Here is a 24,699-nt window from a genome sequence, read left to right on the forward strand (position 1 = left end):
GACGAATGAGAAAGCGGGGCGTTGTGCCCCTTATGGATGGAGTGTTGCCATGAGCGGCATGTTGACATGTATCTCTCCGATCGATGGGTCGGTTTTTGCAGAAAGACCTGTGCTGAGTGCTGATGAGGCCTTTGCTGCGGCCAAACGTGCAAAGGACGCGCAGAAAGCCTGGGCCGCGCGGCCTTTGCAGGAGCGGATTGATTTGGTGATGGCCGGTGTGGCCGCTGTGGGTGCGATGAATGATGAGATCGTGCCGGAGATTGCCAAGATGATGGGCCGCCCGGTGCGCTACGGCGGGGAGTTTGGCGGCTTCAATGAGCGCGCAAGCTATATGGCGGATATCGCGGCGGAGTCGCTGGCGGATATCCAGGTTGGCGAGGACGAGACGTTTAAGCGTTATATCAAGCGCCTGCCGCACGGCGTGGTCTTTGTGGTGGCGCCGTGGAACTACCCTTACATGACCGCGATCAACACTGTGGCACCTGCACTGATTGCGGGCAACACCGTGATGCTGAAACACGCGACGCAAACGCTTCTTGTGGGCGAGCGCATGGCGCAGGCCTTCCACAGCGCAGGTGTACCGGAAGATGTGTTTCAGAATGTCTTCCTGAGCCATGACGTGACCAATGATCTTATTGCGGGCAATGCGTTTGATTTTGTGAACTTCACAGGCTCTGTCGGCGGTGGTCAGGCCATGGAGCGCGCAGCGGCGGGCACATTTACGGGCGTTGGCACAGAGCTTGGCGGCAAAGATCCGGGCTATGTCATGGAAGATGCGGATCTGGATGCGGCGGTGGACACGCTGATTGACGGGGCGATGTTCAATTCTGGTCAGTGCTGCTGTGGCATCGAGCGCATCTATGTGCATGAGAGCCTCTATGATGCCTTTGTAGAAAAGGCTGTGGCGGTTGTGAACGGCTACAAGCTGGGCAACCCGCTGGAGGAAGAGACCACGATTGGCCCGATGGCCAATGTGCGTTTTGCTGATGAGGTGCGCGCGCAGATTGCGGAAGCACTTGAAGCCGGGGCGACGGCGCATATTGAGACTTTTGCTGAGGATGATGGCGGGGCTTACCTCACGCCGCAGATTCTGACCGATGTGACCCATGAGATGCGCGTGATGCGTGATGAGAGCTTCGGCCCTGTTGTGGGCATCATGAAGGTCTCCTCTGACGAAGAGGCGATTGCTTTGATGAACGACAGCGAGTTTGGTCTGACGGCGAGCCTCTGGACCAAAGACGTCGAACGCGCAGAGCGTGTGGGCAATGAGATCGAGACCGGCACGGTATTTATGAACCGTGCGGACTACCTTGATCCGGGCCTGTGCTGGACCGGCTGCAAAAACACAGGACGTGGTGGAGGTCTCTCGGTGATTGGTTTCCAGAACCTCACACGTCCAAAATCCTACCATCTGAAAAAGGTGACATCATGACACTTGTTGGCAACTGGTCTTACCCGACTGCAGTGAAATTTGGCGTTGGCCGCATCAAAGAGCTGGCAGATGCCTGCGCGGCAACTGGCATGAGGAAGCCGCTTCTGGTGACGGACAAAGGTCTGGCGGATCTGCCGATCACCACGGCGACACTGGATCTTTTGGAAGCTGCCGGGCTTGGGCGGGCGATGTTCTCCGAAGTTGATCCGAACCCAAACGAGAAGAACCTTGAGGCGGGTCTTGAGGTCTACCGCGCCGGTGGGCACGACGGGGTGATCGCCTTTGGTGGCGGCTCAGGCCTTGATTTGGGCAAGATGGTGGCCTTTATGTCTGGCCAGACCCGTCCGGTTTGGGACTTTGAGGACATTGGCGATTGGTGGACCCGTGCCGATCCTGACGGGATTGCACCGATCATTGCTGTTCCGACAACTGCGGGCACTGGCTCTGAGGTGGGGCGCGCCAGCGTCATCACCAATTCCGTGAGCCATGAGAAGAAAATCATCTTCCACCCCAAGGTGCTGCCAGCCATCGTGATCTGTGACCCGGAGCTCACCGTGGGCATGCCGCAGTTCATCACCGCAGGCACCGGGCTTGATGCCTTTGCCCATTGTGTGGAGGCCTATTCCAGCCCGCATTATCATCCGATGAGCCAGGGTATTGCGCTGGAAGGCATGAAGCTGGTGATCGAGAACCTGCCGCGCGCCTATGCCGATGGCAAAGATCTGGAAGCCCGTGCGCATATGATGAGTGCGGCGATGATGGGCGCGACGGCATTCCAAAAAGGTCTTGGCGCCATCCATGCCATGAGCCATCCGGTGGGCGCGATGTTTAACACGCACCACGGCACCACAAATGCGGTCTGTATGCCGGCGGTTCTGGAGCTGAATGCGCCTGAAATTGCCGAGCGGTTTGATCGCGCTGCGGGCTATCTGGGTGTTGAAGGCGGCTTTGATGGGTTCCGCGCCTTTGTGCAGGGTTTCAACGACAGCTTTGCCATTCCGCGCAAGCTGTCTGACCTTGGCGTGAACGCGGATGCCATCCCTGAACTGGTCAAAGGCGCGCTGATTGATCCGAGCTGCGGTGGCAACCCGGTGGAGCTGACTGAGGCGAACCTCACAGCGCTGTTTGAGGCGACTATTTAAGCCGCTTTGCGCAGCAGATAGATATCCATAATCCAACCAATCTCGGCCCGTGCATCTGCGCGGGCCTTGATGATTTTGGCGGAGACCTCTGCCAGCGGGCCTTCGATCAGGATTTGCTGGTCCATGCCCACATAGCCGCCCCACCAGATGTGCAGATCTTCGGGATCGAGATGCTGGAAAGAGCAGCTGCCATCGAGCATCACGGCCACAGTTGAAACACCTTCGGGCCAGCCGTCTTCGCGCAGCTTGCGCCCCGTGGTGATCTGGACCGGATCGCCCAAAGTGTTGAGTGGAATGGCGTGGGCGGCGGTGAGCATCTGCAGCGAGGTGATGCCGGGCACCATATTCACAGTCAGCGGGATGCCGCGTGCAATCAGGCGATCTGCGATGCGCAAGGTGCTGTCATAGAGCGACGGATCGCCCCAAACCATCAGCGCCACATGGCCGTCAGAGGGAGCATGCGTGGCGATGAGATCCTGCCAGATCGCGGCAAGTGCATCGTGCCAGGTGTTTACCCCGTCGAGATATTTCGGCGTATCGGCGTCGCGCACCGGATAGTCAAATTCGACGATCTTGGGCGCAGTTGTCAGAAGCTCTGCGGCAATCATGCGGCGCAGATCGGCGAGCTCGGTTTTCTCATCGCCCTTGCGCGGCAGCAGGATGACATCTGCCGCCTCCAGTGTTTTGAGCGCCTGTCGGGTGAGGTGATCCGGGTTGCCTGAGCCAATGCCAACAAGAGACAGCGTGGTCATTTGGGATCTGCCAGTTCGCCGAAGAGAATGATGCCCGGCGCAGAAGAAATCTCTTCCGCCAGCTGTTTGGCGAGCTCTTCCATCGTGGTGCGGGTGAGTGTCTGTTCCGGGTGGGACACGCTTTCGGCCAGGAGCGCAGGGCAGTCGCGGCGTAGGCCGGTGGCAAAGAGCTTTTCGGCCAGTTCCGGGAAAGTGCGCTTGGGCATGAACAGCACGGTGGTGGCACCGGGGTCCGCCAGAGCCTGAAGGTTGAGATCGCCGGGCAGAGCGCCTGCAACATCGTGACCGGTGACAAATTGCACGCGGCGCGCCACCAGACGGCGGGTCAGCGGGATGCCAGCAGCAGCGGCGGCGGCGCTGGCCGACGTCACACCGGGGATGATTTCAAAATCAATGCCAGCCTCTTTGAGCGCGGTTATCTCTTCTTCCAGACGGCCAAAAATACCGCTGTCACCGGATTTCAGGCGCACCACATGGGCACCGGACTGTGCGTAGTCCACCAAGAGCTGGCTGACGTGGTGTTGCTTGGGCGACGGGCGGCCTGCGCGTTTGCCCACGCCAACAAGATCTGCCTCTTTGTTGGCGTGCTCCAGAATGGGGCCTGCGGAAAGATCGTCAAACAGCACGGCCTCCGCCTTTTGCAGGCGGTCAACCGCCTTCAAGGTGAGCAACTCGGGATCACCTGGGCCGGAGCTTACGAAACTGACAAAGCCGGTCATGTTGAGGCCTCTGCAATCAGGTGGAAGAAGGTGCCAGTGGTGTTGCCCTTGATGGAGCCGGTTTCCGGCACAGGGTTGCCGTCTGCATCGCCAACTTGGGCGAGCGGGGCATCCGGTTCTTCCAGAATGGTGGAATAGTGGAATTCGTGGCCGCGCAGGCGTGCGCCGGTGTCAAAGCCCAGCATGGGGGCCTGCAACGTCGCTTGGCGGTAGCCGAGGTGGAACTTGCGTTTCTCATAAGAAGTGACAAGCCCCAGAAGGCCGGCCATTTCGTGGCGATTGCCCTCTTTGTCGATCAAGGCCTGACCGAGCGCCATATAGCCACCGCATTCGCCGTGCACCGGTTTGGTTTCAGCGTGTTTGCGCAGGCCTGTCAGGTAGGTCTGATTGGCGGCCAGCGTGCCTGCGTGCAGTTCGGGATAGCCGCCGGGCAGCCAAACCAGATCGGCGCTGGCATCAGGGGCTTCATCGGCAAGCGGAGAGAAGGGCAGGATCTCTGCACCCGCGTTGCGCCAACCGGTCAGAAGGTGCGGATAGGTGAAGCTGAAGGCCGCGTCGCGCGCCAGGGCGATACGTTGTGCCGGAGGTTTGGGCAGCTGCCCTGTGCGCGCGGGGCCTGCTTTGGCTGCTGCTTTGATGGCTTCCAAATCCACGTGCTCGCGCAAGAAGGCGGCGTAGCCGGTGATGGCCTCTTCCAGATCGGGATGTTCAATCGCCTGAATGAGGCCAAGGTGGCGCTCCGGCAGGGCAAGATCGCCACGCCGCGGCAGCACGCCCAGCACGTTGATGCCCGCCTGATCCATGCCCAGACGCGCGAGGCGCTCATGGCGCGGAGAGGCGCAGCGATTGAGGATCACCCCAGCAAAGGGCAGATCCGGGTTGTAGGTTTTGAACCCCAGCGCGGTGGCGGCGGCCGATTGGGCCTGACCACCCACGTCGATCACCAGCACCACAGGCCAGCCCATCATCAGCGCGGTTTCCGCAGAGCTGCCAAAGCCGTTTTCGCCGCGTGTGGCCACGCCGTCAAACAGGCCCATGGAGCCTTCGGCAACAATGATGTCCGCGCCTTGCGCCTGTTCTGATATCCCGCCAGCGAGTGTGGGAGGCATGGCCCATGTGTCCAGATTGAACGCAGGACGGCGCGCGGCTGCGTGGTGGAACGCCGGGTCGATGTAGTCCGGGCCGGATTTGAACGGCTGCACGTTCAGGCCATCTTCGGCCAGCGCACGCAGCAGCCCTAACATCACGGTGGTTTTGCCAGTGCCGGAGGAAGGGGCGGAAATCAGGATGCCGGGGGGCATGGTGGTGGTCATGTCAGTCGTCTCCATGCTGCCAGCTCGACCACGGGCTGTCTGCGGTCTGCGGGCGATAACGGCGGTCATATTCGGTGGCGTAAAGGCAGCTTTCGTCAAAGCCTTCGCCTGCGAGGGCGGGGCCAACGAGGATCAACGCTGTGCGGGTGATGTTTTCGGTCACATCGGCCTTCAGAGTGGCGAGCGTGGTGCGGATGATCTGCTGGTCCGGCCAGCTGGCGCGGTAAACCACGGCCACCGGGCAACCTGCGCCATAGGCGGGGGTCAGATCAGCGATCACGTGATCGAGGTTGCCGATGGACAGATGGATCGCAAGGGTCGCGCCTGTGGCGGCGAAGTTCTTGAGCGTTTCGCCTTCTGGCATGGAGGAGGCGCGCCCGGGGGTGCGGGTCAGCACCACGGATTGTGCCAGACCGGGCAGGGTGAGCTCGGTTTCCAGCGCCGCAGCAGCGGCGGCGAAGCTCGGCACGCCGGGGGTGACAGAGACCGGGATGCCCTCGGCACGCAGGCGGCGCAGCTGTTCCCCCATGGCGGACCAAACCGAAAGGTCACCAGAGTGCAGACGCGCCACATCCTGCCCCTTCTCATGGGCCGCTTTGCATTCGGCGACGATGGCATCCAGATCCAGCGGCGCAGTGTTGATGATGCGCGCGTCTTGGGGGCAGTGTGACAGGATTTCATCCGGCACAAGAGAGCCCGCATAGAGGCAGACCGGGCAAGAGGCGATCAGATCGCGACCCCGTAAGGTCAAGAGATCGGCCGCACCAGGGCCTGCACCGATAAAGTGAACGGTCATGTGGAGCTTCCTTCAGCAATGGCGCAGGTGGCCATACGGTCTTCTGAGATGACGCGGGTTTGCAGCAATGTGGCGGATGCGCCAGCGGCCACCAGCGCGCAGGCTTCGGCGACGGAGCCGGTGCCGCGTTTTTCGCGCACTTTTGCAGAGTTGGTCACAGTGGTGGCCGCGTGCATATCCTGTGGGGTCACAGAGATCACGGGCAGAGAAAGAGTATCGGCAAAGGCCGCGAACACCTGCGTTTGCGCTTTGTCGTCCGGTGCGGCAATCGCCGACACACCTGCAGGCTGCGCGGCCATCCAGGCGGCCTGCAGGCTCTCAAGCGTGGCGGATTGTCGGAAGCCAAAACCGGCAACTCTCATTTTGTGACGCTCCATTGCACAATGGGATAAGCGGATTTCCAGCCGCGTTTTCGGCCCAAGGGGTTGGCATGCGCAAGCTCGATGCGCAAGAGGTCGCCGCCGTTTTGTGCCTGCCAATTGGCCAAAAGCACTTCTGCCTCCAGCGTTACGGCGTTGGCCACCAGACGCGCGCCTTCGGGCATTTGCTGCCAGACGGTTTGGAGCATCTCTTCGCTGATGCCACCGCCAATGAAAACGGCATCCGGGGCATCCAGACCGGCCAGGGCCTCCGGTGCGGCGCCGGTCACCACGTTCAAGCGATCGGCTCCGAGGGAGGCAGCATTGGCTTTGATACGTGCAGCGCGGTCCGCGTTGATCTCCACACTGGTGGCGCGGGTGCGCGGGTGGGCCAGCAGCCATTCGATGGCGATGGAGCCGGAGCCACCGCCGATGTCCCAGAGATGCTCGCCGGGCAAAGGGGCGAGTGCGGAAAGGGTCAGGGCGCGTACCGGGCGTTTGGTGATCTGACCATCATTGTCAAAGAAGGTATCCGCGCGACCGGAGGCTGTGGTGAGGGCAGGGCCGCCTTGAGCCTCAATCGCGACGGACACGGGGTGTGTGATGTCAGTGAAGGTCATCTCTTGCGCGGCGGTTTGGCGGATGCGTTGGCGGGGGCCGCCGAGAGCCTCAAGCACATGCAAAGTGCTTTCGCCAAAGCCGATGCCCGTGAGCCAAGCGGTAAAATCGGACGCGGCGTCGCCATCGCGCAGGGTCACGATGGCGCGGGCGCCGTTGGCGAGATGCGGGCGCAGGCGTGCAAAGGGGGCTGCATGCAGGCCCATGGTGGTGGTGCTTTCCAGAGGCCAGCCGAGTGCGGCGGCGGCGAGGGACATGGTGGAGGGCGCGGGCAGGCTGCGCCATTCGCCGGGCTCCAGATGTTTGGTGAGGCTGCCGCCCGCGCCGTGCCAGAACGGATCGCCTGAGGCGAGCACAACGGTTTGACGGCCGCGTTTTTCCAGCAAGAGTGTGAGGCCGTCGGCGAAGGGCACGGGCCATGTCACGGTCTCAGCGGTGATCTGTGGCAACAGCGACAGGTGGCGCGCCGCACCCATGACAACTTCGGCGTCTTCAAGCGCTTTGCGGCTTGCAGGGGGGAGGCCATCTGGGCCATCTTCGCCCAGCCCGACGATGGTGAGCCAAGGATCAACTGACATGACAACCAAACTCCTTATTCTTGGCGGCACAACCGAGGCCAGCGCTTTGGCTCAAGCTGTGGCGCGCGCGGGTTTTGACGCGGTTTTCTCTTATGCGGGGCGTGTCGCCAAGCCCAAAGAGCAGCCTTTGCCCACGCGGGTGGGGGGATTTGGCGGTATTGACGGGCTGGCCACCTATTTGCGGGACAATAGCATCACCCATGTGATTGATGCGACACATCCTTTTGCCGCGCAGATGAGCTGGAACGCTTATCATGCCTGTGCGCAGGAAGGTGTTGAGCTGATCGCTTTGACCCGCCCGGCCTGGCAGGCGCAGGCGGGGGATGACTGGTGCCATGTGGCTGATATTGAGGGAGCTGTGGCGGCGCTTGAGGGGGCAGAAAAGCGCGTGCTGCTGGCGCTGGGCAAGCTTAATCTGCCTGCCTTTGCCGCCCAGCCGCAGCATCATTATATTCTGCGCCTTGTGGATCAGCCGGAAGTCGCGCCCGCCGTGCCAAATCACACCGTGGTTGTGGCGCGGGGGCCGTTTGATGTGGCCGGGGATCGGGCGCTCATGGAGCAGCACAGCGTGGAAGTGGTGGTCTGCAAAAACGCCGGGGGCGTCGGGGCAGAGGCCAAGCTGCACGCCGCGCGGGCTTTGAACATTCCGGTGATCATGATTGACCGGCCCGACTTGCCACCGAGGGCGGCGGTTGCCACACCCGAGGCGGTTTTGGCCTGGGTCAATAACTGAAGTTTGGCCCGGCGTAGACGGGCCGCGCCCGACCCTCCCCACGGGAGGGCGCTTTGCTTCCTCCCAGGATCGGTCGCGGCCCTTTTGGCGAGGGGCCATGACCGACATTTACCCAGCCACCGAGCGGGGCGTGTAGACAATCGGCGCGCCATTGCGCTCGATGATGCGGGTCTGGCTGGAGCCAAGCAGCACCACGGTGCGCATGTCTGCCATATCCGGCGTGGTGTCCTGAAGTGGCACGATTTTGATGGTCTGATCCGGGCGCGACACATTGCGGGCAAAGATCATCGGGCGGTTGTCGCCACAGGCGTCTTTCAGGGTTTTAAGCGCTTTTTCAAAGCCTTCTGGGCGGGACTTGGAGCGCGGATTATAGAACGCCATGGCGAAATCTGCCTCAGCGGCCAGACGCAGGCGTTTGTCGATCAGCTCCCAAGGCTTGAGATTGTCGCTGAGGTTGATGGCGCAGAAGTCATGGCCCAGTGGCGCGCCACAAGCCGCAGAGGCGGCCAGCATGGCAGTGATGCCGGGCAGCACGCGGATGTCGAGATCGCGCCATGCAGCCTCGCCATGTTCCACCGCCTCAAACACCGCAGCAGCCATGGCAAACACGCCCGGATCGCCAGAGGAGACCACAACCACACGTTTGCCCTCAGAGGCCATCTCCAGCGCATGGCGGGAGCGGTCGATTTCAACGCGGTTGTCTGACGGATGCAGGGTCAGGTTCGGATTGGCTGCCACACGTTCCACATAAGGGATATAACCCACCGCATCGGTGGCCTCAGCCAGCGCGGCCTGCACCTGTGGGGTCACCAGCGCTTCATCACCGGGGCCAATACCGACGATCTGGACCCAGCCTTTCTCTGACGCGCTCATGGGCGGCGCCCCTGACCGTGCACAACGATGATGGAGAAATAAGGCGTCACGTCGTCTGTCATTTCAGAGAGTTTTGTCACGGTCTGCTTGGGCATGGTGGCGTATTGCACGATCCAGGCATCCTCGTAGCGCCCTGCGGATTTGAGGGCGGCGATGACCTTCTCAAAGTTTGTGCCGATTTTCATCACCACCAGCGAGTCGGTGCGGGAAATGTAATCGGTCAGCGTGTCTTGGGGCAGGGTGCCGGTGAGCACGGTGAGCACATCGTCCCCCCAGGTGATCGGCGCGCCTGTGGCTGTCCATGCGCCGGACATGCCGGTGATGGCGGGCACCACATTGACAGGCACAACTTGGCGCACGCGCTCATAGATGTGCATGAAAGAGCCGTAGAAGAACGGGTCGCCTTCGCAGAGCACAACAACATCATCACCCGCCTGAGCGAGGCGGATCAGATGCTGGGTCACATCCTCGTAAAACTGCGACAAGATCTCATTGTAGCGCGGATCAGACAGCGGGATTTCGGTGGTGACCGGATATTCCATCGGAAATTCGATCACGCCCTTGGGCAGCAGCCCTTCGACAATCTGGCGGGCTTGGCCCTTGCGGCCTGCTTTGCGGAAGAAGGCCACATGTTTGGCACCGCTCAGAAGACGGTGTGCGCGCACGCTCATGAGGTCGGGATCGCCGGGGCCGAGGCCAACGCCGTGGATGGTGCCCTGGGTGATGCCATGGGTGGTGCTGGACGCGCTCATTCTTTGCGGCTCGCGATTGCGTTGATCGCTGCCACGGTCATGGCGGAGCCGCCGAGGCGGCCTTCGACGATCATGCAGGGCACGGGCTGGTCCGCCCAAAGCGCGTCTTTGCTTTCCATTGCGCCGACAAAGCCCACGGGGCAGCCGATGATGGCGGCGGGGCGGGGGCACTCAGGGTCTTCGAGCATGTTCAAGAGGTGAAACAGCGCGGTGGGGGCGTTGCCGATGGCCACAATCGCTCCGCCCAGACGGTCGCGCCAATGTTCCAGCGCGGCGGCAGAGCGGGTGTTGCCCATCTCCTTGGCCAGATCATGGATGCCCTCGGCGTGCAGGGTGCAGATCACATCATTGTCCGCAGGCAGGCGCGGGCGGGTCACGCCTTCGCTGACCATGCGCGCATCACAGAAGATCGGCGCGCCGTCTTCCATGGCTTTGCGGGCCGCAGCCACCATGCCGGGGGTGAATTTCACATGTTGTTCCAGACCAACCATGCCGGCGGCGTGGATCATGCGCACAACAACCTGTTCTTCGTCTGCGTCAAAGCCCTCTAGCGCTGCCTCGCGGCGAATGGTGGCAAAGCTTTCATCATAGATCGCCTGACCATTCTTCTCATATTCGTAAGGCATCAAAATTCTCCCAAGGCGGTGGTCAGCTGGTCCGGCGTGAGGCCGGTTTTTGTGGGCGCATCCCATGGACGGCCGTTTTTGACAAGATCAAATGCGCCGTTGTTGCCCACAAGGGTGGTGGCGCAGGGGCGCGGGCGGGCGCAGCCTTTGGCGCAGCCGGAGACATGCAGTGCGCCGCGGGCCGTGGCGGCCAATGCGCGGGCAAGGGGGCGGGTCTCAACGGTGGAGGAGGTGCACAATGGCGCGCCGGGGCAGGCATCTATGTCCAGAAGTGGATCGCTGAATTCGGTGATGAAGTCGGCGGTTTCAACCGGTTCCACTCCTTCGAGCAGGAAAAGCCGCCAAGGGGTCACGCGCATCGCATCGGCCTGTGTTGCCTGCACCAATGCGGCCAGCGCGGTGGCTTCGATCTGGCCAAAGGCTGCGCCAAAGACGGTGCCAAGGCCGGTTGCGCCGGGGCGCAGAGCCTCTGCGGGGGCGGTGGGCAAGGCGGCTTGCCAGTCGGCGGGCAGGGCGGTCATGGCCACATGCGCGGCCATGCGGCGGCGGCTTGGGCCATCGGTTTTGACAAACCAGTTTGCCATGTCAATCAGCGCGTCCACAGCGGTGGCGGCGGTGACCGGACGCCCACGGGATGCGCCGTCTGCGCGCAGGATCAAAGCGCCGTCAGAGGTGCGCTCCAGCCGGAAATCTGCTGAGTTCTGTGTGAATTGCGGTGCGCCGTCGATGTCGATGGCAAAGCCCATTTTGGCGGGCAGCTCGGGGAAATCGCCCAGACGGGCCACCAGCGCATTTGCGATCTGGTCGGTTTCGTCTCCGGCCTGCCAGAGCGGCGGGATCAGGATGTTGCGGCGGCTTTCCAGCATGGGGTCATCAGGCAGCAGGCCGAGACCTGCGAGACGTGCCAGAACGGCCTCGTGATCGGCCTCCGCCACACCACGGATTTGCAGGTTGGCGCGGCTGGTGAGGTCAATCAGGCCGGAGCCAAACTCAAGTGCGGTTGCGCAGAGCCCCAGCACCTGAGCCTGTGTGAGCCGCGCCAGCATCGGGCGCACGCGCACCACCAGACCGTCACCGGACATCATCGGCTTATAGGCGCCGGGGCACCAGCCTTTGGCGCTGGGGCGGGTCATGCCAGACGTTCCAGCTCTGCGAGAATGGAATTGCGGCGGGTGATCCAGAGACCGGCCTCATGCAGCGCGGCAAAGCGGTCCCGCATGGCGGCCAGCGCCTGCGGGTTTTCCTTTTCAAGGAAGGTGACCACCTCCGAGTCGCCCAAAGTGGCGTCGTGGTAGGCATCAAACAGCTGCGGCGGCACCGCGCCTGCAAGATTGGCAAAAGCGGCCATATGCTCCAGCGCGGCCGCGATTTCGGCACCGCCCCGGAAACCATGGCGCATCATGCCAGCCAGCCAATCCGGGTTGGTGGCGCGGGCATGCACCACGCGTGCGATTTCCTCGGTGAGGCTGCGGGCGCGGGGATTTTCCGGGTTGGTGTTGTCCACATGATAGAGATTGGCGTTGCCGCCGGTGATCTTTTGTGCGGCGGCAAAGCCTGCCTCATGGGTGGCATAATCGGACGCCAGCAGGAGGTCGGTTTCGGGCATGTCCTGCAAATGCACAAAGCTGTCAGCGGCGCCCACCAGCGCGCGGATGCCATCCGCGTCTTTGGTGATCTTGTCGCCATCAAAGGCGTAAGAGGACGCGTTGAGCCAGGCCTCGCCAGCGGCTTTGCGGCCTTCCTCAGAGTAGTTTTCGATGTCGTGGCCCATGCCAAGGCCGTAGCTACCGGGCGCGGGGCCATAGACGCGAGGGGCCGTGATGCGGCCCGCGAATGGGTTCCAATCGGCGGCTTCGTCGCGTTCTGCCAAGGCTTTGACCGCCTGACCAAAGAGGGTGGACAGCGTTGGGAAGACATCGCGGAAGAGGCCAGAGACGCGCAGGGTGACGTCAATGCGGGGCCGTTCCAGCAGGGCGATGGGCAGGATTTCAACACCGGAGACGCGCTCGCTGCCTTTGTCCCAGACCGGTTTTGCGCCCAAGAGATGCAGCGCCATGGCAAATTCTTCGCCTGCGGTGCGCATGGTGGCGCTGCCCCAGAGATCGACAATCAGGTTCTTGGGGTAGTCGCCCTCTTCCTGAAGGTGGCGGCGCACCAGCTCTTCGGCGAGCTTCACGCCTTGTGCATAGGCCGAGCGTGAGGGCACGGAACGCGGATCGGTGGTGAAGAGATTGCGGCCTGTGGGCAGCACGTCTTTGCGCCCGCGATAAGGCGAGCCGGAGGGGCCGGCCTCGATGCGTTTGCCAGCCAGCGCGCGGGTCAGGGATGCGCGTTCGGCATCAGCCGAGGCGCTGGCGTCAAACGCCCCTTCGACGGTGGGCGCGCGGCCAAACACATGCAGGCCATCGCCAAACTGGCTTTCCTTGATGTCGCAGACAAAGGTGTCGATGCGGGTGATCGCCTCTGCCAGAGAGGTGGCGTCATCCAGCCCAAGTTCTGATTGTAGGCCAAGGGCTTCGGCCTCGTCTTTGATATCCGATTGCAGTCGGTCACGGCGTTTGGGGTCTAGCCCGTCGGCGTTGGAGAACTCATCCAGAAGGGTCTCAAGCCGGGCAAAACGCTGTGGCGTCGCGCTGGCTTTCAGCGGGGGCGGCACGTGGCCAAGGGTGAGTGCATTTATGCGGCGTTTCGCCTGCGCCGCCTCGCCGGGGTCGTTCACAATGAAGGGGTAGATCACCGGCACGTCGCCAATGAGCGCCTCTGGCCAGCAGGCCTCAGACAGGGCCACGGATTTACCGGGCAGCCATTCCAGCGTGCCATGGGCGCCGATGTGCAAAAGCGCGTCGGTGGATTGGGTCTGGCGGAGCCACAGGTAGAAGGCCACGTAGGAATGGCGCGGCACGCGCGAAAGATCGTGGTATTCGTCTTCACGTATCTGATCGGTGCCGCGCTCGGGCTGCAAGGCGATCAGGATGTTGCCGCGTTTTGTGGCCTTGAAAGGGAAAGCCCCCTCGGAAACGGTGGGATCATCCTCCAGCGCGCCCCAAGCCTCTGCGAGATCTGCCTGCAGCGTTTCCGGCAGGGTGGAGAGGGCGGCTTTGTAGTCGGCCAGCGACCAAGAGATCGTTTCGCCGAGCAGGGCGTCTGCGAGAGGCGCTGTCTCACCTTCTCCCGTGTCAAAGCCGTCCTCGGCAAAGTCAGACAGGATCGCCTCGACACTGGCCAGCGGATCAAGACCCACGGCGTGTGCCATGTTCCAGTCTTTGCCCGGATAGGTCGACAGCACACAGGCCATGTGTTTGTCAGCGTTGGGTTTTTGCGCCAGCCGCACCCAGCCCTCAACCTTGTCTGCAACAGCGGTGATGCGGTCGGGTAGCGGGCGGTGGGCAAAGCGGGAATATTCCAGCGCGGCGTCTTTTTTGCCGGGTTCCTTGAAAGAGACCACACCGGCAAAGAGACGGCCGTCGACCTCTGGCAACACAACGTGCATGGCGAGATCAGAGGGCGCGAGGCCGCGCTCTGCCTCGGCCCAGGCTTTCTTTCGGGAGGTGGCCAGTGCGACCTGAAAGACCGGTGCCTCGGTGGCGTCCAGAGGCGAAGTGCCATCCGCGCCTTTGCCGGAGAAAGAGGTGGCGTTGACAATGGCGGCGGGTTTCAGAGCGCGCAGGGTGTCGGCCAGCCAGGCGGCAGAGGAAGGGACTTTGAGGGAGGGGGCAAACAGGCCCACCACATCAAAGCCGCGTCCGCGAAATTCTGCAAAAAGTGCCTCAATCGGCGCGGTGTCAGCGGCGCTGACGTAGGCGCGATAGAACGTCAGGGCTATCAGTGGCTTTGCAGCGTCGCGCCCGCTGAGCGGGTCAGACAGACCTGTCTCGGGTGTCCAGCCGCCGTGGTCGGGCAGCGCTTTGGAGCCCATGACCGGCTTTGCATAGAGCCCTGCGGCCAGTGCCAGTTGCGCGAGCGCGGCCTGCGCGGCCACAGCGCCTCCGGTGTCACAGAGGTGGGTCAGGCGGTGCAGGGTGGATACGGGCAGGGTTGAGACCTCGTCCAACCGGGTGTCCGGGCGTCCGTCAGCAGGCAGCACGGCAAGGGCGATGCCTTTTTCCGCCGCAAGTGCCTGAACTTGTTGGATGCCATATTGCCAGTAAGAGATGCCGCCAATCAGACGGATCAGGATGGCTTTGGCACCAGACAGCGTCTGTTCGATGTAGGTGTCGACGGACAGCGGGTGTTTCAATGCTGTCAGATTGGCAAGGCGCAGCGTTGGCAGATCGCCATTGCTGCGATGCCAGCCTGCCGCGAAAGCCCCCAGATCGCTGTCGGAAAACGACAGTACCACAAGGTCAGCCGGTGACTGACCCAGATCCATTGGGGTTTCGGCCTCATCAAGGCCGTGACTTTCGCGAAAGACTACATGCATGGGCGTTTAGTCTACCAGAGCGGCGCGGATCGCATCCACATTTACGTCATCATGTTCCGCAATCACGACCATGCGGCCCTGACGGCCTTCCTCAGGCTTCCATGGGCGGTCAAACTGATGGCGCACGCGCGCGCCCACAGCCTGCACCAGAAGACGCATGGGTTTGCCTTCGACGGCGGCATAGCCTTTGACGCGCAGGATGTTGAGATCTTTTGCCATTTTCTCGATCTTGGCGGCAAAAGCTGCGGGATCGGTTTGCTCTGGCACGTCAATCACAACGCTTTCGAAATCGTCATGTTCATGGTCGTGGTGCCCATCGTGATGGGAGGGGCGAGCCTCCAGATCATCTTCGGCGGCGGCTTCCAGGCCGAGGATCACGCGCGGGTCCACTTCGCCTTCGGCCACTTCGACCACGGGCAGGGGGCGCGGCGCTTCGGCCAGCACGATTTCCTTGGCTTTGGCCACACCTTCGGGGCCTGCGAGATCCGGTTTGGTCAGCAAAACGATGTCCGCGCAGCTGATCTGATCTTCAAATACCTCGGAAAGCGGGGTTTCGTGATCCAGACCTTCGTCGGCCTCACGCTGGGCATCCACTGCGGCCACATCTGGGGCAAAACGGCCATCGGCCACAGCCTCTGCATCGGCCAGTGCGATCACGCCGTCCACCGTGATTTTGGAGCGGATATCGGGCCAGTCAAAAGCCTTCAGCAGCGGCTTTGGCAGAGCCAGGCCAGAGGTTTCAATCAGGATGTGCTCCGGGCGCGGCTCAAGCTGCATGAGCGCTTCGATGGTGGGGATGAAATCATCCGCAACGGTGCAGCAGATGCAGCCGTTGGCCAGCTCCATGATGTTTTCTGCCGGGCAATCCGGGATGGCGCAGGATTTCAGGATCTCGCCGTCCACACCCACATCGCCAAATTCATTGACGATCACCGCAAGGCGTTTGCCCTGTGGCTTGGTCATCAGGTTGCGCACCAGTGTCGTTTTGCCGGATCCCAGAAAGCCGGTGATGACGGTGACGGGGAGTTTTTCAAGAGTGCTCATTCGGGGATCTCCAATGGGGGAATGCGGGCGATGCAGTTTTTGCGGAAATGGGTGGAGCGTTCGCGCCACGGGACCAGCCCGTCAGCGGTGGCGGCATATTTGCTCACGCCGTCCGCGACCAGTTCCGCGTCTTCTGCACCGGTGAAATTGCCATAGACATAGGTCCAGCGCTCATCGCCGCCACGCACGGTGATCGAGCAGCCAAAATCGCAGTTGGAAAAGCACTCAACGCCTTTCACCGTCACGTTTTCCGGCAGGTCTGAGGCGGTGAGCGCATCAAACAATTGCGTGCCGGGGCGCGGCCCTTCGACGTCGGTTGGCTGGCCGGCACGGCAGGTGGTGCAGACAAGCAATTCGACTGGAGCATTTGCATCAGCCATCAGATCTGGTCCCTTTTCAGGGACGGGGCAAACACGGGACATCTGTGGAGAGCCCGACACCGAAACACCCCGTCCGGTTTATGTCATTTGCGCTGGCAGGTCTCCCGGCTTGCGGATCTCAGAGCTTGGGCTCTGGTGGTCCACCTGCCTTCCCGGATCTCTCCAGTGGCTGTGGCGGACCTCTCCGGTCACGGTCGCGGGGGCGGCTGCGCTTTGGGCCTTGACGTTGGACCCGTTTCACATTCCCTTTTCACCTGCTCAAATCGAGCAGAAACCAGCGACAACCCGAATGGGCAATGATTGCGGCTAAGTCAAGCGCGAACGGAGGGGCAGGAATGTCTGAAAACACGGATCAGAACGAACGCCACAAGGCCAAGATGGCCAAAATCAAAGCGGCGCGAGACAGGATGATGGCCACAAAGACCGAAGAAAAAGGTCTGATCATCGTGCACACCGGGCCGGGCAAAGGCAAAAGCTCGTCGGGCTTTGGCATGATTATGCGCTGTATCGCACATGGTATGCCGGTGGCTGTGGTGCAGTTTATCAAAGGCGCGATGGCCACGGGAGAGCGGGCCTTTCTGGAAGAGCACTTCCCCGATGAAGTGCAATTTCATGTGTCGGGGGAAGGGTTTACCTGGGAAACGCAAGACCGCGAGCGCGACATTGCCAAAGCGCAGGCGGGCTGGGAATTGGCCAAGGAGCTGATCCGCAACCCTGAGAACCGCTTTGTGATGCTCGATGAAATCAACATCGCGCTGCGCAATGATTATCTCGATATCGACGACGTGGTCGATTTTCTGCTGAACGAAAAGCCGGAGATGACTCACGTTCTTTTGACCGGCCGCAATGCCAAGCCGGAGCTGATTGAGGCCGCTGATCTGGTGACGGAGATGACCCTGCTGAAACATCCGTTCCGCGATGGCATCAAGGCGCAGGCGGGGGTGGAATTCTGATGGCGATCAAACGTCTGCTCACCGAATTTGGCATGGGCTCTTCGCTCAGACGTCAGGATTACACCGAGGCGGCGAGCCGCGCTGTAAAAGACGCGCTTTGGCACAATTCGATCAATCTGGCGGAGCTTTTTGGCAAAGACAAATCAGAGATGATCATCACCGTTGAGGTGGCGGTGCAGCAGCCAGACAAGATTGACACAGCAGTGATCGCGGCGATTTTCCCTTATGGGCAGGTCACGGTTGTGCCGGTGAAAGGCGGGCTGGACGTGCCGCGCACTGATGGCGGCAACCCGACGGTGATGGCCAATGTGGCGATCTCGGTTGCTTTGGACGTGGAGGTCGCGGCATGAGCGAGCAGCGTTTCATCATCGAAATGGGCATGGGCAGCGACCAATACGGACAGGACTACACCAAGGCCGCCGCCCGTGCGATCGAGGATGCAATCCGGCATTCTTCAATCCCGATGTTTGCCGCTTTAGGTAAAGATCCCAAAGAGATGCGCGTGCAAGTTACCGTGGGGGTGCAAGAGCCGGAGGAGGTCGATTGTGACGCTTTGGCAGAACGTTTGCCGCGTGGGCGCGCCGAGGTGAAAGCGGTCTTTGGGGGGATGAATGTGACCAATCCCGATGATGGAAACGTGCTTGTCATCGCCTCAGCGGCGGTGGAGGCCTTCCTCCCCAAACAGGGCTGAGCCATGGGCAAGGCAATTATGATTCAGGGCACAGGCTCCAACGTGGGCAAGTCGATGCTGGTGGCGGGGCTGTGCCGGGCGGCGGCGCGGCGCGGTCTGTCGGTTGCACCGTTCAAGCCGCAGAACATGTCCAACAACGCGGCGGTGACCTCTGACGGGGGCGAGATCGGGCGGGCGCAGGCGTTGCAGGCGCTGGCCTGCGGCAAGGCGCTCACCGTGGATATGAACCCGGTGTTGTTGAAACCGGAGACCGATGTGGGCTCGCAGGTGGTGGTGCAGGGCAAGAGGCTGACCACGGTGAAGGCGCGGGAATATGCCAAGCTTAAGCCGCAACTGCTAGAGGCGGTGCTTGAGAGCTTTAACCGGTTGAAATCAAAAAGTGATCTGGTGATCGTTGAAGGCGCGGGCAGCCCGGCGGAGGTCAATCTGCGGGCCGGTGACATCGCCAATATGGGCTTTGCGCAGGCCGCGAATGTGCCCGTGGTGCTGGCCGGAGACATCGACCGGGGCGGCGTGATTGCGCAAGTTGTCGGGACGCAGGCGGTGATATCGGAAGAGGACGCGGCGCTGGTTGTGGGCTTTCTGATCAACAAGTTTCGCGGCGATCCGAGTCTGTTTGACGATGGCTATGACCTGATCAAAGAGACCACAGGCTGGGCCGGATTTGGGGTGTTGCCCTACTTCGGGGAGGCGTGGAAATTGCCTGCCGAGGACGCGCTGGACATCAAAAATGCTGAGCGTGACGGCGGCTTGAAAGTGGTTTGTCTGGGGCTGTCGCGGATTGCGAATTTTGACGATTTGGACCCGCTGGCACAGGAGCCGGGCGTGTCGTTGACCATGCTGCGCGCGGGGGAGCCGATCCCCGGCGATGCAGATGTGGTGATCATTCCGGGCAGCAAGTCGACCCGCGGCGATATGGCGTTTCTGCGCGAGCAGGGCTGGGATGTGGATCTGGCGGCGCATGTGCGGCGCGGTGGCCATGTGCTTGGGATTTGTGGCGGATATCAGATGCTTGGCACGGTTGTGAAGGACCCTGAGGGCATCGAAGGCCCGGCTGGAGAAACCGAAGGTCTTGGTCTTTTGGACGTGGAAACGGTGATGACACCGGACAAACGTCTGACGGAAACCGAAGCCGTGCATGTGGCCTCCGGCGAGGCCTTCCGGGGCTATGAAATCCACATCGGGCGCACGGATGGTCCGGATCGGGCGCGGCCTTTTGCACAGGTGGACGGGCGCGATGAGGGCGCGGTTTCTGCGGGTGGGCAGGTGTCGGGGAGCTATCTGCACGGTATGTTCCGCGATGATGGGTTCCGCCGGGCCTGGCTGAGCGCGCTGGGAGCGCAGGTAGGCAACGAGGGCTATGACGCCACCGTGCAGGCGGTGCTGGATCGTCTGGCAGATCACGTTGAAGCGCATCTGGATGTGGACGGTATCCTGGCAGCCGCGCGCTAAAACTTCGATGCCTCCGGCGGGAGTATTTTTAGCAGAATGAAGGGTTTAGCTCCGGCTGCGGCGCAGGTCGCGGACGGATTTGCCGTGGGCATTTTTGAAGGCGCGGGCGAAGCTGGTGGGGCTGTTGAAGCCTGTTGCGAGGGCGATGTCACGCACTGGCAGGCGGGTGTCTGTGGCGAGGCGCAGGGCTTCTTCGAGGCGCAGATGCATGTAAGTCGCCTGTGGGGAGCTGTTCAGATGCGCGGCAAAGCGCATCTCCAGCGTGCGGGTTGAGGTGCCGATGATGGAGGCGATGGCGGGGATGGATAGCGGCGTGTCAAGAGCGCGGGCCATGACATCCAGCGCGCGCCCGACCTGCGGGTGCTGGCGCATCTGGCGTGGGGTTGAGGTGGGGCTTTGTGCCTGAGAGGGCATCGGATCATAGAGAAAAGCACTGCCGACGCGGCGCGCGAGATCGGGGCTGAAGCGGGTGGAAATTAGATGCAGCATCATATCGATGCAGGGGCTGGCACCGCCCGAGGTGGCGATGCGCCCTGACAGGCAAAACCGGTCTTGAAGCGTTTTAACCTGCGGAAATTGTTGAGAGAATTTTTCGAGGTCTTCCCAGTGGGTGGTGGCTTCATGACCATCCAGAAGGCCAGCGCGCGCGAGCAGCCAGGGTCCGCCGTCGATGGCGGCGAGCGAGGCACCTGCACTATAAATTCGGCGCAGCGAGGCGCGCAGACGCGGGGTGGATTGTTCTTCCAGACGAAAGCCCGCCACCACAAACAGGAGATCACATTTATCCAGGTCTGAGAGCGCGGGGCCGGTGATTTCAAGGCCGCTGGTGAGGGCAGCAGGCGTGCCCTCTGCGGTGAAAAACTGCCATTTGAAGAGCGTTTTTCCGGCGCGGCGGTTGGCGGCGCGCATGGGGTCTACGGTGGCGGCAAAGCTCAGCGTGTTGCACTCATCCAGCACCAGAATGGCGGTGTTGAGCGGCGCGGGGTTGCGGTGAAAAACGCCAATTTCTGCGGATTCAGTCATGTAATTTTCGTAAAATGAAAAGTGTTGCGCCGCAAGAGCAGTACGGTTGGGCAAGGAGCAAGAAAGGAATCGCCATGCCGCTGCAAATGAATCGTGAGGTTTTCATCACCTGTGCCGTGACCGGATCCGGTGGGACGCAGGATCGCAGCCCGCATGTGCCGCGCAGCCCGAAGCAAATTGCCGACAGCGCGATTGCCGCGGCCAAGGCCGGTGCGGCGGTGGTGCATTGCCATGTGCGCGATCCGGAAACAGGTGCGCCGAGCCGTGATCTGGGGCTTTATCGCGAGGTGACAGACCGCATTCGCGACAGTGAGGTCGATATGGTGTTGAACCTGACCGCTGGCATGGGCGGCGACATGGTGTTTGGCGGGGTGGAAACCCCTCTGCCCACCGTGGCGGGCACGGATATGGTGGGGGCCACCGAGCGGGTGGCCCATGTGGCGGAATGCCTGCCGGAAATCTGCACATTGGATTGCGGTACGATGAACTTTGCCGAAGCCGATTATGTGATGACCAACACGCCGGGCATGCTGACGGCGATGGGAAAAATGATGACAGATCTGGGGGTTAAGCCTGAGATTGAAGCCTTTGACACCGGGCATCTGTGGTATGCCAAACAGCTTGTGAAAGATGGTGTGCTGGAGCCCAATGCGCTTGTTCAGCTCTGCATGGGCGTGCCGTGGGGCGCGCCGGATGATCTCAACACCTTTATGGCGATGGTCAACAATGTGCCGGAAGACTGGACGTTTAGCGCGTTTTCCTTGGGGCGCAATCAGATGGCCTATGTCGCGGCAGCGGTGTTGGCCGGGGGCAATGTGCGCGTGGGGCTGGAGGACAACCTGTGGCTCGACAAAGGGGTGCTGGCGGAAAACTGGCAGCTTGTGGAGCGTGCGGGCACCATCATTGAGAACATGGGCGCGCGGGTGATTGGCCCGGCGGAAGTGCGCGAAAAGCTTGGCTTGGTGAAACGCGCGCCGAAGGGCTGAGGCCTTGCGGGAGGGCGGCGCAACAGCTGCGCGCGGCGGGGTAAGGCTTGCGGGTTTTTGGGCCCACCGCGCGCTGTTTGGCCAAAAACACAACACGTCAGTATCGCGTCGGTATCCCTACGGTATTGCGTCGGTGCCAAAAACGGCCCCTGAGTCGGCGGTGCAATGGTTAAGAAAGGCCGTTGCGCGGCCTTTTGTGCGCGCGGCAGAGCGGCGGGTTTCAGGCGGGTTTGATCCGGCACAGGAAGCAGTTGTTAGACGCGCTGCGCACATCGACAAAGGCGATGTCGTCCCTCGCCAGCAGCGTGGCGGCATAGGTGCTGATCTCTGCCGTCGGGGTGACCTGGCCGGTGCCGTAAACAATGCGCTCGTCCACGCTGTAGCCGCGCACAATATGGCTGGGCGCGCTGAGGATCGCCGGAAGGTCGGCGCTTGGCGGCGTGCCTGCGCAGTTCTCACAGAGATAGATCGGGCCGGTTTCGGTGAAGGCATTCTGCCCTTCAAAGGGGCGATGGGCGAGCGTGAGGAATGGCTGCCCAGCGGCGGTTTCTGTCAGGCAGGCACGGCAGGGGTGACCGGGGCCTTCGCAAATCGCGCGCTCCACGAGATTGCCGTAGGCGTCGATGCCGCTCGCGCGGATTGCGGCCACCGCGGCGGCGGGTAGCGGATGAAAATGAACAGACATAGGCGGTCTCCTTTTTTGAGGGAGACTAGGGCGCGCACAGAGGTGCAGCGACCCGTATCATGCGGAAAGGACACGGGATGACAAAGACAGCAGCGATTATTGGCGGCGGGGTGATTGGCGGCGGATGGGCGGCGCGGTTTCTCCTCAATGGCTGGGATGTACGGGTGTTTGACCCGGACCCGGAGGCAGAGCGCAAGATTGGCGAGGTGATTGCCAATGCGCGGGTGAGCTTGCCGGGGCTGAGCGACACGGCTTTGCCGGCTGAGGGCGCGCTGAGTTTTCATGAGACCATGTCTGAAGCTGTGGACGGCGCGGCTTGGATTCAGGAGAGCGTGCCGGAGCGGCTGGAGCTGAAGCGGAAGGTCTATCAGACGCTGCAGGAGCATTGCGCTGAAGACGCGGTGATTGGCAGCTCCACCAGTGGCTTTAAGCCAAGTGAATTGCAGGGCTGTGCCACACGGCCTGCGCAGATTGTGGTGACCCATCCGTTTAACCCGGTTTATCTGATGCCGCTGGTTGAAGTGGTGCCCACCGAGAAAAACCCACCGGAGATGGTGGCGCGGGTGAAGGAGATTCTGACCGGGGTAGGGATGTTCCCGCTGCATGTGCGCAAGGAGATTGATGCCCATATTGCGGACCGTTTCTTGGAGGCGGTTTGGCGTGAGGCGCTGTGGCTGGTGAAAGACGGGATTGCCACCACCGAGGAGATTGATGAGGCGATCCGTATGGGCTTTGGCATTCGCTGGGCGCAGATGGGGCTGTTTGACACCTATCGTGTGGCGGGTGGCGAGGCCGGGATGAAGCATTTCATGGCGCAGTTTGGCCCCGCGCTGGAATGGCCCTGGACCAAGCTGATGGATGTGCCGGAATTCACCGAGGAGCTGGTGGATCTGATTGCGGGGCAGTCTGATGACCAATCTGGCCATATGAGCATTCGCGAGATGGAGCGCATTCGCGACAACAACCTTGTGTCGATGATGCGGGCCTTGAAGGCGCAGGATTTTGCCTCCGGAGCGGTTCTGAACAAACATGACGCAAAGCTCTCTGCCGAGGCGGGCATGGTGCGCAAGGCCAGCGAGATTGTGGACCCAAGCCAGCCGATTGTGACGGTGCGCCGGGCGGTGCCGATCGATTGGTTGGATTACAACGGGCATATGACCGAGAGCCGCTATCTGCATGCCTTTGCCGATGCCACTGACCGGCTGATGGAGATTATTGGCTGTGATCAGGCCTATATCGCCACGGGCGGGAGCTTTTTCACGGCGGAGACCCATATCCGGCACATTGACGAGACCCATCTGGGCAGCGTGATCGAGGTGCGCACCCGCGTGCTGATGGGCGAAGGCAAGAAGATGCATGTCTGGCATGAGATGTATGCGGGTGAGAGACTTCTGGCGACGGGGGAGCATATCCTGATCCATGTGAGCCTTGAGACGCGGCGGCCTGCGCCGTTTAGCGCCGAAATTGCCGCCAATCTGACGATGATCTGTGACGCGCAGGCGGCGCTGCCCGCCCCTGAGGGCGCTGGGCGCTATGTGGGGCAGCCGCGATGAGCAGGCGGGTTCTGATCACGGCGGGCGGCTCTGGCATTGGGCGCGCGATGGCGGAGGCATTTGCGCGCGACGGCTGGCAGGTCTGGGTGGCGGATCTGGATGGCGCGGCTTTGGCTGGCGTGCCTGAGAGCTGGCTCAAAACGCAGCTTGATGTGACCGATGAGGCAGGCGTGGCTGCGCTGTTAGCGGAGGTGCAGGCCGCCTGGGGCGGGCTCGACGCGCTTTGCGCAAATGCCGGAGTTGCGGGGCCGACAGCGGCAGTGGAGGATGTAAAACTGCAGGACTGGCAGGCCTGTGTGGCGGTCAATCTGGAAGGCGCGTTTCTGGCCGCCAAATACGCCGCGCCAATGATGAAAGCCGCCGGGCGGGGGGCGATTGTGGTGACCAGCTCCACGGCGGGGCAATATGGCTACCCGTATCGTGCGCCTTATGCGGCTGCAAAATGGGCGGTGATCGGGTTGACCAAAACCCTGGCGATGGAGCTGGGCGGCTATGGCGTGCGGGCCAATGTGATCTGCCCCGGCGCGGTGGAGGGGCCACGGATGGAGGGAGTGCTGGCGCGGGAGGCTGCCGCCAAGGGCATGAGCCGCGATGATGTCTATGAGGGCTATGCCAGTGGTACGGCGCTGGGGGCCTTTGTGGAGGCGGGCGATGTGGCTGATATGGCGGTGTTTCTCTGTTCCGACAAAGCCCGGATGGTCAGCGGGCAGGTGATTGCCGTGGACGGGTTTACCGTGAATCCGGACCCGAAGGTTTAGGGGCTTTGCCCCTGCCACCGCAAGCGGTGGCCACCCCAGGATATTTTCCGAATGAGAAGCC

General features: G+C 61.9%; 25 protein-coding genes and 1 riboswitch. Of the genes, 10 read left to right on the forward strand and 15 right to left on the reverse strand.

The window, feature by feature from the left end; all coding sequences use genetic code 11:
• Window positions 1-49 precede the first annotated feature (49 nt).
• Complete coding sequence (locus ACO07T_RS11070; protein ID WP_422049459.1) at window positions 50-1,432, forward strand: aldehyde dehydrogenase family protein; 1,383 nt, start codon at window positions 50-52, stop codon at window positions 1,430-1,432.
• Window positions 1,429-2,574 (forward strand): iron-containing alcohol dehydrogenase, encoded by a 1,146-nt coding sequence (locus ACO07T_RS11075; RefSeq protein WP_422049460.1) that lies wholly within the window; start codon window positions 1,429-1,431, stop codon window positions 2,572-2,574. Before ACO07T_RS11070 ends, ACO07T_RS11075 begins: the two co-directional genes overlap by 4 nt.
• Here the strand turns inward: ACO07T_RS11075 and cobF are convergent.
• From cobF to cbiE, 6 genes are read right to left on the reverse strand one after another with little or no spacing between them, the layout of a single operon-like run.
• Window positions 2,571-3,326, reverse strand: a complete 756-nt coding sequence (gene cobF, locus ACO07T_RS11080; protein WP_422049461.1) for a precorrin-6A synthase (deacetylating) — start codon at window positions 3,324-3,326, stop codon at window positions 2,571-2,573. The two genes, ACO07T_RS11075 and cobF, sit on opposite strands and share 4 nt — an antisense overlap.
• The gene (gene cobA, locus ACO07T_RS11085; protein ID WP_422049462.1) at window positions 3,323-4,045 is read right to left on the reverse strand and encodes a uroporphyrinogen-III C-methyltransferase; all 723 of its coding nucleotides are present in this window, start codon (window positions 4,043-4,045) and stop codon (window positions 3,323-3,325) included. The genes cobF and cobA overlap by 4 nt, the downstream gene beginning before the upstream one ends.
• Window positions 4,042-5,358 (reverse strand): cobyrinate a,c-diamide synthase, encoded by a 1,317-nt coding sequence (locus tag ACO07T_RS11090; protein WP_422049463.1) that lies wholly within the window; start codon window positions 5,356-5,358, stop codon window positions 4,042-4,044. Before ACO07T_RS11090 ends, cobA begins: the two co-directional genes overlap by 4 nt.
• 1 nt (window position 5,359) lies before the next feature.
• A complete protein-coding gene (cobM, locus tag ACO07T_RS11095; RefSeq protein ID WP_422049464.1) occupies window positions 5,360-6,154 on the reverse strand; it encodes a precorrin-4 C(11)-methyltransferase in 795 nt (264 codons plus the stop codon).
• On the reverse strand, window positions 6,151-6,516 hold the full coding sequence (locus tag ACO07T_RS11100; protein ID WP_422049465.1) for a cobalamin biosynthesis protein: 366 nt from the start codon (window positions 6,514-6,516) through the stop codon (window positions 6,151-6,153). The genes cobM and ACO07T_RS11100 overlap by 4 nt, the downstream gene beginning before the upstream one ends.
• Entirely contained in the window at window positions 6,513-7,709 is a 1,197-nt protein-coding gene (gene cbiE / locus ACO07T_RS11105; protein WP_422049466.1) for a precorrin-6y C5,15-methyltransferase (decarboxylating) subunit CbiE, read from the reverse strand. Before cbiE ends, ACO07T_RS11100 begins: the two co-directional genes overlap by 4 nt.
• On the opposite strand from cbiE, the gene ACO07T_RS11110 reads away from it, so the two are divergent.
• Window positions 7,708-8,442, forward strand: coding sequence for a cobalt-precorrin-6A reductase (locus tag ACO07T_RS11110; RefSeq protein ID WP_422049467.1), 735 nt, complete (start codon window positions 7,708-7,710; stop codon window positions 8,440-8,442). The genes cbiE and ACO07T_RS11110 overlap by 2 nt on opposite strands.
• A 108-nt stretch (window positions 8,443-8,550) precedes the next feature.
• On the opposite strand, the gene cobJ is transcribed toward ACO07T_RS11110, so the two are convergent.
• Genes cobJ through ACO07T_RS11145 form a run of 7 tightly spaced genes read right to left on the reverse strand, consistent with a single transcriptional unit; the run spans window position 8,551 to window position 16,537 of the window.
• Complete coding sequence (cobJ, locus tag ACO07T_RS11115) at window positions 8,551-9,315, reverse strand: precorrin-3B C(17)-methyltransferase (RefSeq protein ID WP_422049468.1); 765 nt, start codon at window positions 9,313-9,315, stop codon at window positions 8,551-8,553.
• Entirely contained in the window at window positions 9,312-10,067 is a 756-nt protein-coding gene (gene cobI, locus ACO07T_RS11120; RefSeq protein WP_422049469.1) for a precorrin-2 C(20)-methyltransferase, read from the reverse strand. Before cobI ends, cobJ begins: the two co-directional genes overlap by 4 nt.
• On the reverse strand, window positions 10,064-10,693 hold the full coding sequence (locus ACO07T_RS11125) for a precorrin-8X methylmutase (protein ID WP_422049470.1): 630 nt from the start codon (window positions 10,691-10,693) through the stop codon (window positions 10,064-10,066). Before ACO07T_RS11125 ends, cobI begins: the two co-directional genes overlap by 4 nt.
• The gene (locus ACO07T_RS11130) at window positions 10,693-11,826 is read right to left on the reverse strand and encodes a cobalamin biosynthesis protein CobG (RefSeq protein WP_422049471.1); all 1,134 of its coding nucleotides are present in this window, start codon (window positions 11,824-11,826) and stop codon (window positions 10,693-10,695) included. Before ACO07T_RS11130 ends, ACO07T_RS11125 begins: the two co-directional genes overlap by 1 nt.
• Complete coding sequence (cobN, locus tag ACO07T_RS11135; protein WP_422049472.1) at window positions 11,823-15,113, reverse strand: cobaltochelatase subunit CobN; 3,291 nt, start codon at window positions 15,111-15,113, stop codon at window positions 11,823-11,825. The genes ACO07T_RS11130 and cobN overlap by 4 nt, the downstream gene beginning before the upstream one ends.
• Window positions 15,114-15,119: 6 nt before the next feature.
• On the reverse strand, window positions 15,120-16,157 hold the full coding sequence (cobW, locus tag ACO07T_RS11140; protein WP_422049473.1) for a cobalamin biosynthesis protein CobW: 1,038 nt from the start codon (window positions 16,155-16,157) through the stop codon (window positions 15,120-15,122).
• Window positions 16,154-16,537, reverse strand: a complete 384-nt coding sequence (locus ACO07T_RS11145; RefSeq protein WP_209060876.1) for a DUF1636 family protein — start codon at window positions 16,535-16,537, stop codon at window positions 16,154-16,156. The genes cobW and ACO07T_RS11145 overlap by 4 nt, the downstream gene beginning before the upstream one ends.
• A 77-nt stretch (window positions 16,538-16,614) precedes the next feature.
• Window positions 16,615-16,831, reverse strand: a riboswitch (cobalamin riboswitch).
• Between the two features lie 41 nt (window positions 16,832-16,872).
• Here ACO07T_RS11145 and cobO point away from each other — a divergent pair.
• Genes cobO through ACO07T_RS11165 form a run of 4 tightly spaced genes read left to right on the forward strand, consistent with a single transcriptional unit; the run spans window position 16,873 to window position 19,633 of the window.
• On the forward strand, window positions 16,873-17,490 hold the full coding sequence (cobO, locus tag ACO07T_RS11150) for a cob(I)yrinic acid a,c-diamide adenosyltransferase (RefSeq protein WP_422049474.1): 618 nt from the start codon (window positions 16,873-16,875) through the stop codon (window positions 17,488-17,490).
• Complete coding sequence (locus ACO07T_RS11155; RefSeq protein WP_422049475.1) at window positions 17,490-17,840, forward strand: Lin0512 family protein; 351 nt, start codon at window positions 17,490-17,492, stop codon at window positions 17,838-17,840. The genes cobO and ACO07T_RS11155 overlap by 1 nt, the downstream gene beginning before the upstream one ends.
• Window positions 17,837-18,181 carry a Lin0512 family protein gene (locus ACO07T_RS11160; RefSeq protein ID WP_422049476.1) on the forward strand — a complete coding sequence of 115 codons (345 nt, stop codon included), beginning with the start codon at window positions 17,837-17,839 and terminating at the stop codon, window positions 18,179-18,181. Before ACO07T_RS11155 ends, ACO07T_RS11160 begins: the two co-directional genes overlap by 4 nt.
• A gap of 3 nt (window positions 18,182-18,184) precedes the next feature.
• Window positions 18,185-19,633, forward strand: a complete 1,449-nt coding sequence (locus ACO07T_RS11165; protein WP_422049477.1) for a cobyric acid synthase — start codon at window positions 18,185-18,187, stop codon at window positions 19,631-19,633.
• A 45-nt stretch (window positions 19,634-19,678) separates the two neighbouring features.
• Here the strand turns inward: ACO07T_RS11165 and ACO07T_RS11170 are convergent, their stop codons facing one another.
• Window positions 19,679-20,656, reverse strand: a complete 978-nt coding sequence (locus ACO07T_RS11170) for a GlxA family transcriptional regulator (RefSeq protein WP_422049478.1) — start codon at window positions 20,654-20,656, stop codon at window positions 19,679-19,681.
• A 74-nt stretch (window positions 20,657-20,730) separates the two neighbouring features.
• Between ACO07T_RS11170 and ACO07T_RS11175 the strand changes: the two genes are divergently transcribed.
• Complete coding sequence (locus ACO07T_RS11175; protein ID WP_422049479.1) at window positions 20,731-21,642, forward strand: 3-keto-5-aminohexanoate cleavage protein; 912 nt, start codon at window positions 20,731-20,733, stop codon at window positions 21,640-21,642.
• Window positions 21,643-21,862: 220 nt separating this feature from the next.
• On the opposite strand, the gene ACO07T_RS11180 is transcribed toward ACO07T_RS11175, so the two are convergent.
• The gene (locus tag ACO07T_RS11180; RefSeq protein ID WP_422049480.1) at window positions 21,863-22,327 is read right to left on the reverse strand and encodes a DUF1203 domain-containing protein; all 465 of its coding nucleotides are present in this window, start codon (window positions 22,325-22,327) and stop codon (window positions 21,863-21,865) included.
• Window positions 22,328-22,404: 77 nt separating this feature from the next.
• Here ACO07T_RS11180 and ACO07T_RS11185 point away from each other — a divergent pair, with 77 nt between their 5' ends.
• Together ACO07T_RS11185 and ACO07T_RS11190 are read left to right on the forward strand one after the other, a co-directional pair.
• The gene (locus ACO07T_RS11185; protein WP_422049481.1) at window positions 22,405-23,880 is read left to right on the forward strand and encodes a carnitine 3-dehydrogenase; all 1,476 of its coding nucleotides are present in this window, start codon (window positions 22,405-22,407) and stop codon (window positions 23,878-23,880) included.
• Entirely contained in the window at window positions 23,877-24,638 is a 762-nt protein-coding gene (locus tag ACO07T_RS11190) for an SDR family oxidoreductase (protein ID WP_422049482.1), read from the forward strand. Before ACO07T_RS11185 ends, ACO07T_RS11190 begins: the two co-directional genes overlap by 4 nt.
• Window positions 24,639-24,699 lie beyond the last annotated feature (61 nt).

It is taken from the genome of Shimia sp. (assembly GCF_965227725.1).
Classification (GTDB): Bacteria; Pseudomonadota; Alphaproteobacteria; order Rhodobacterales; family Rhodobacteraceae; genus Shimia.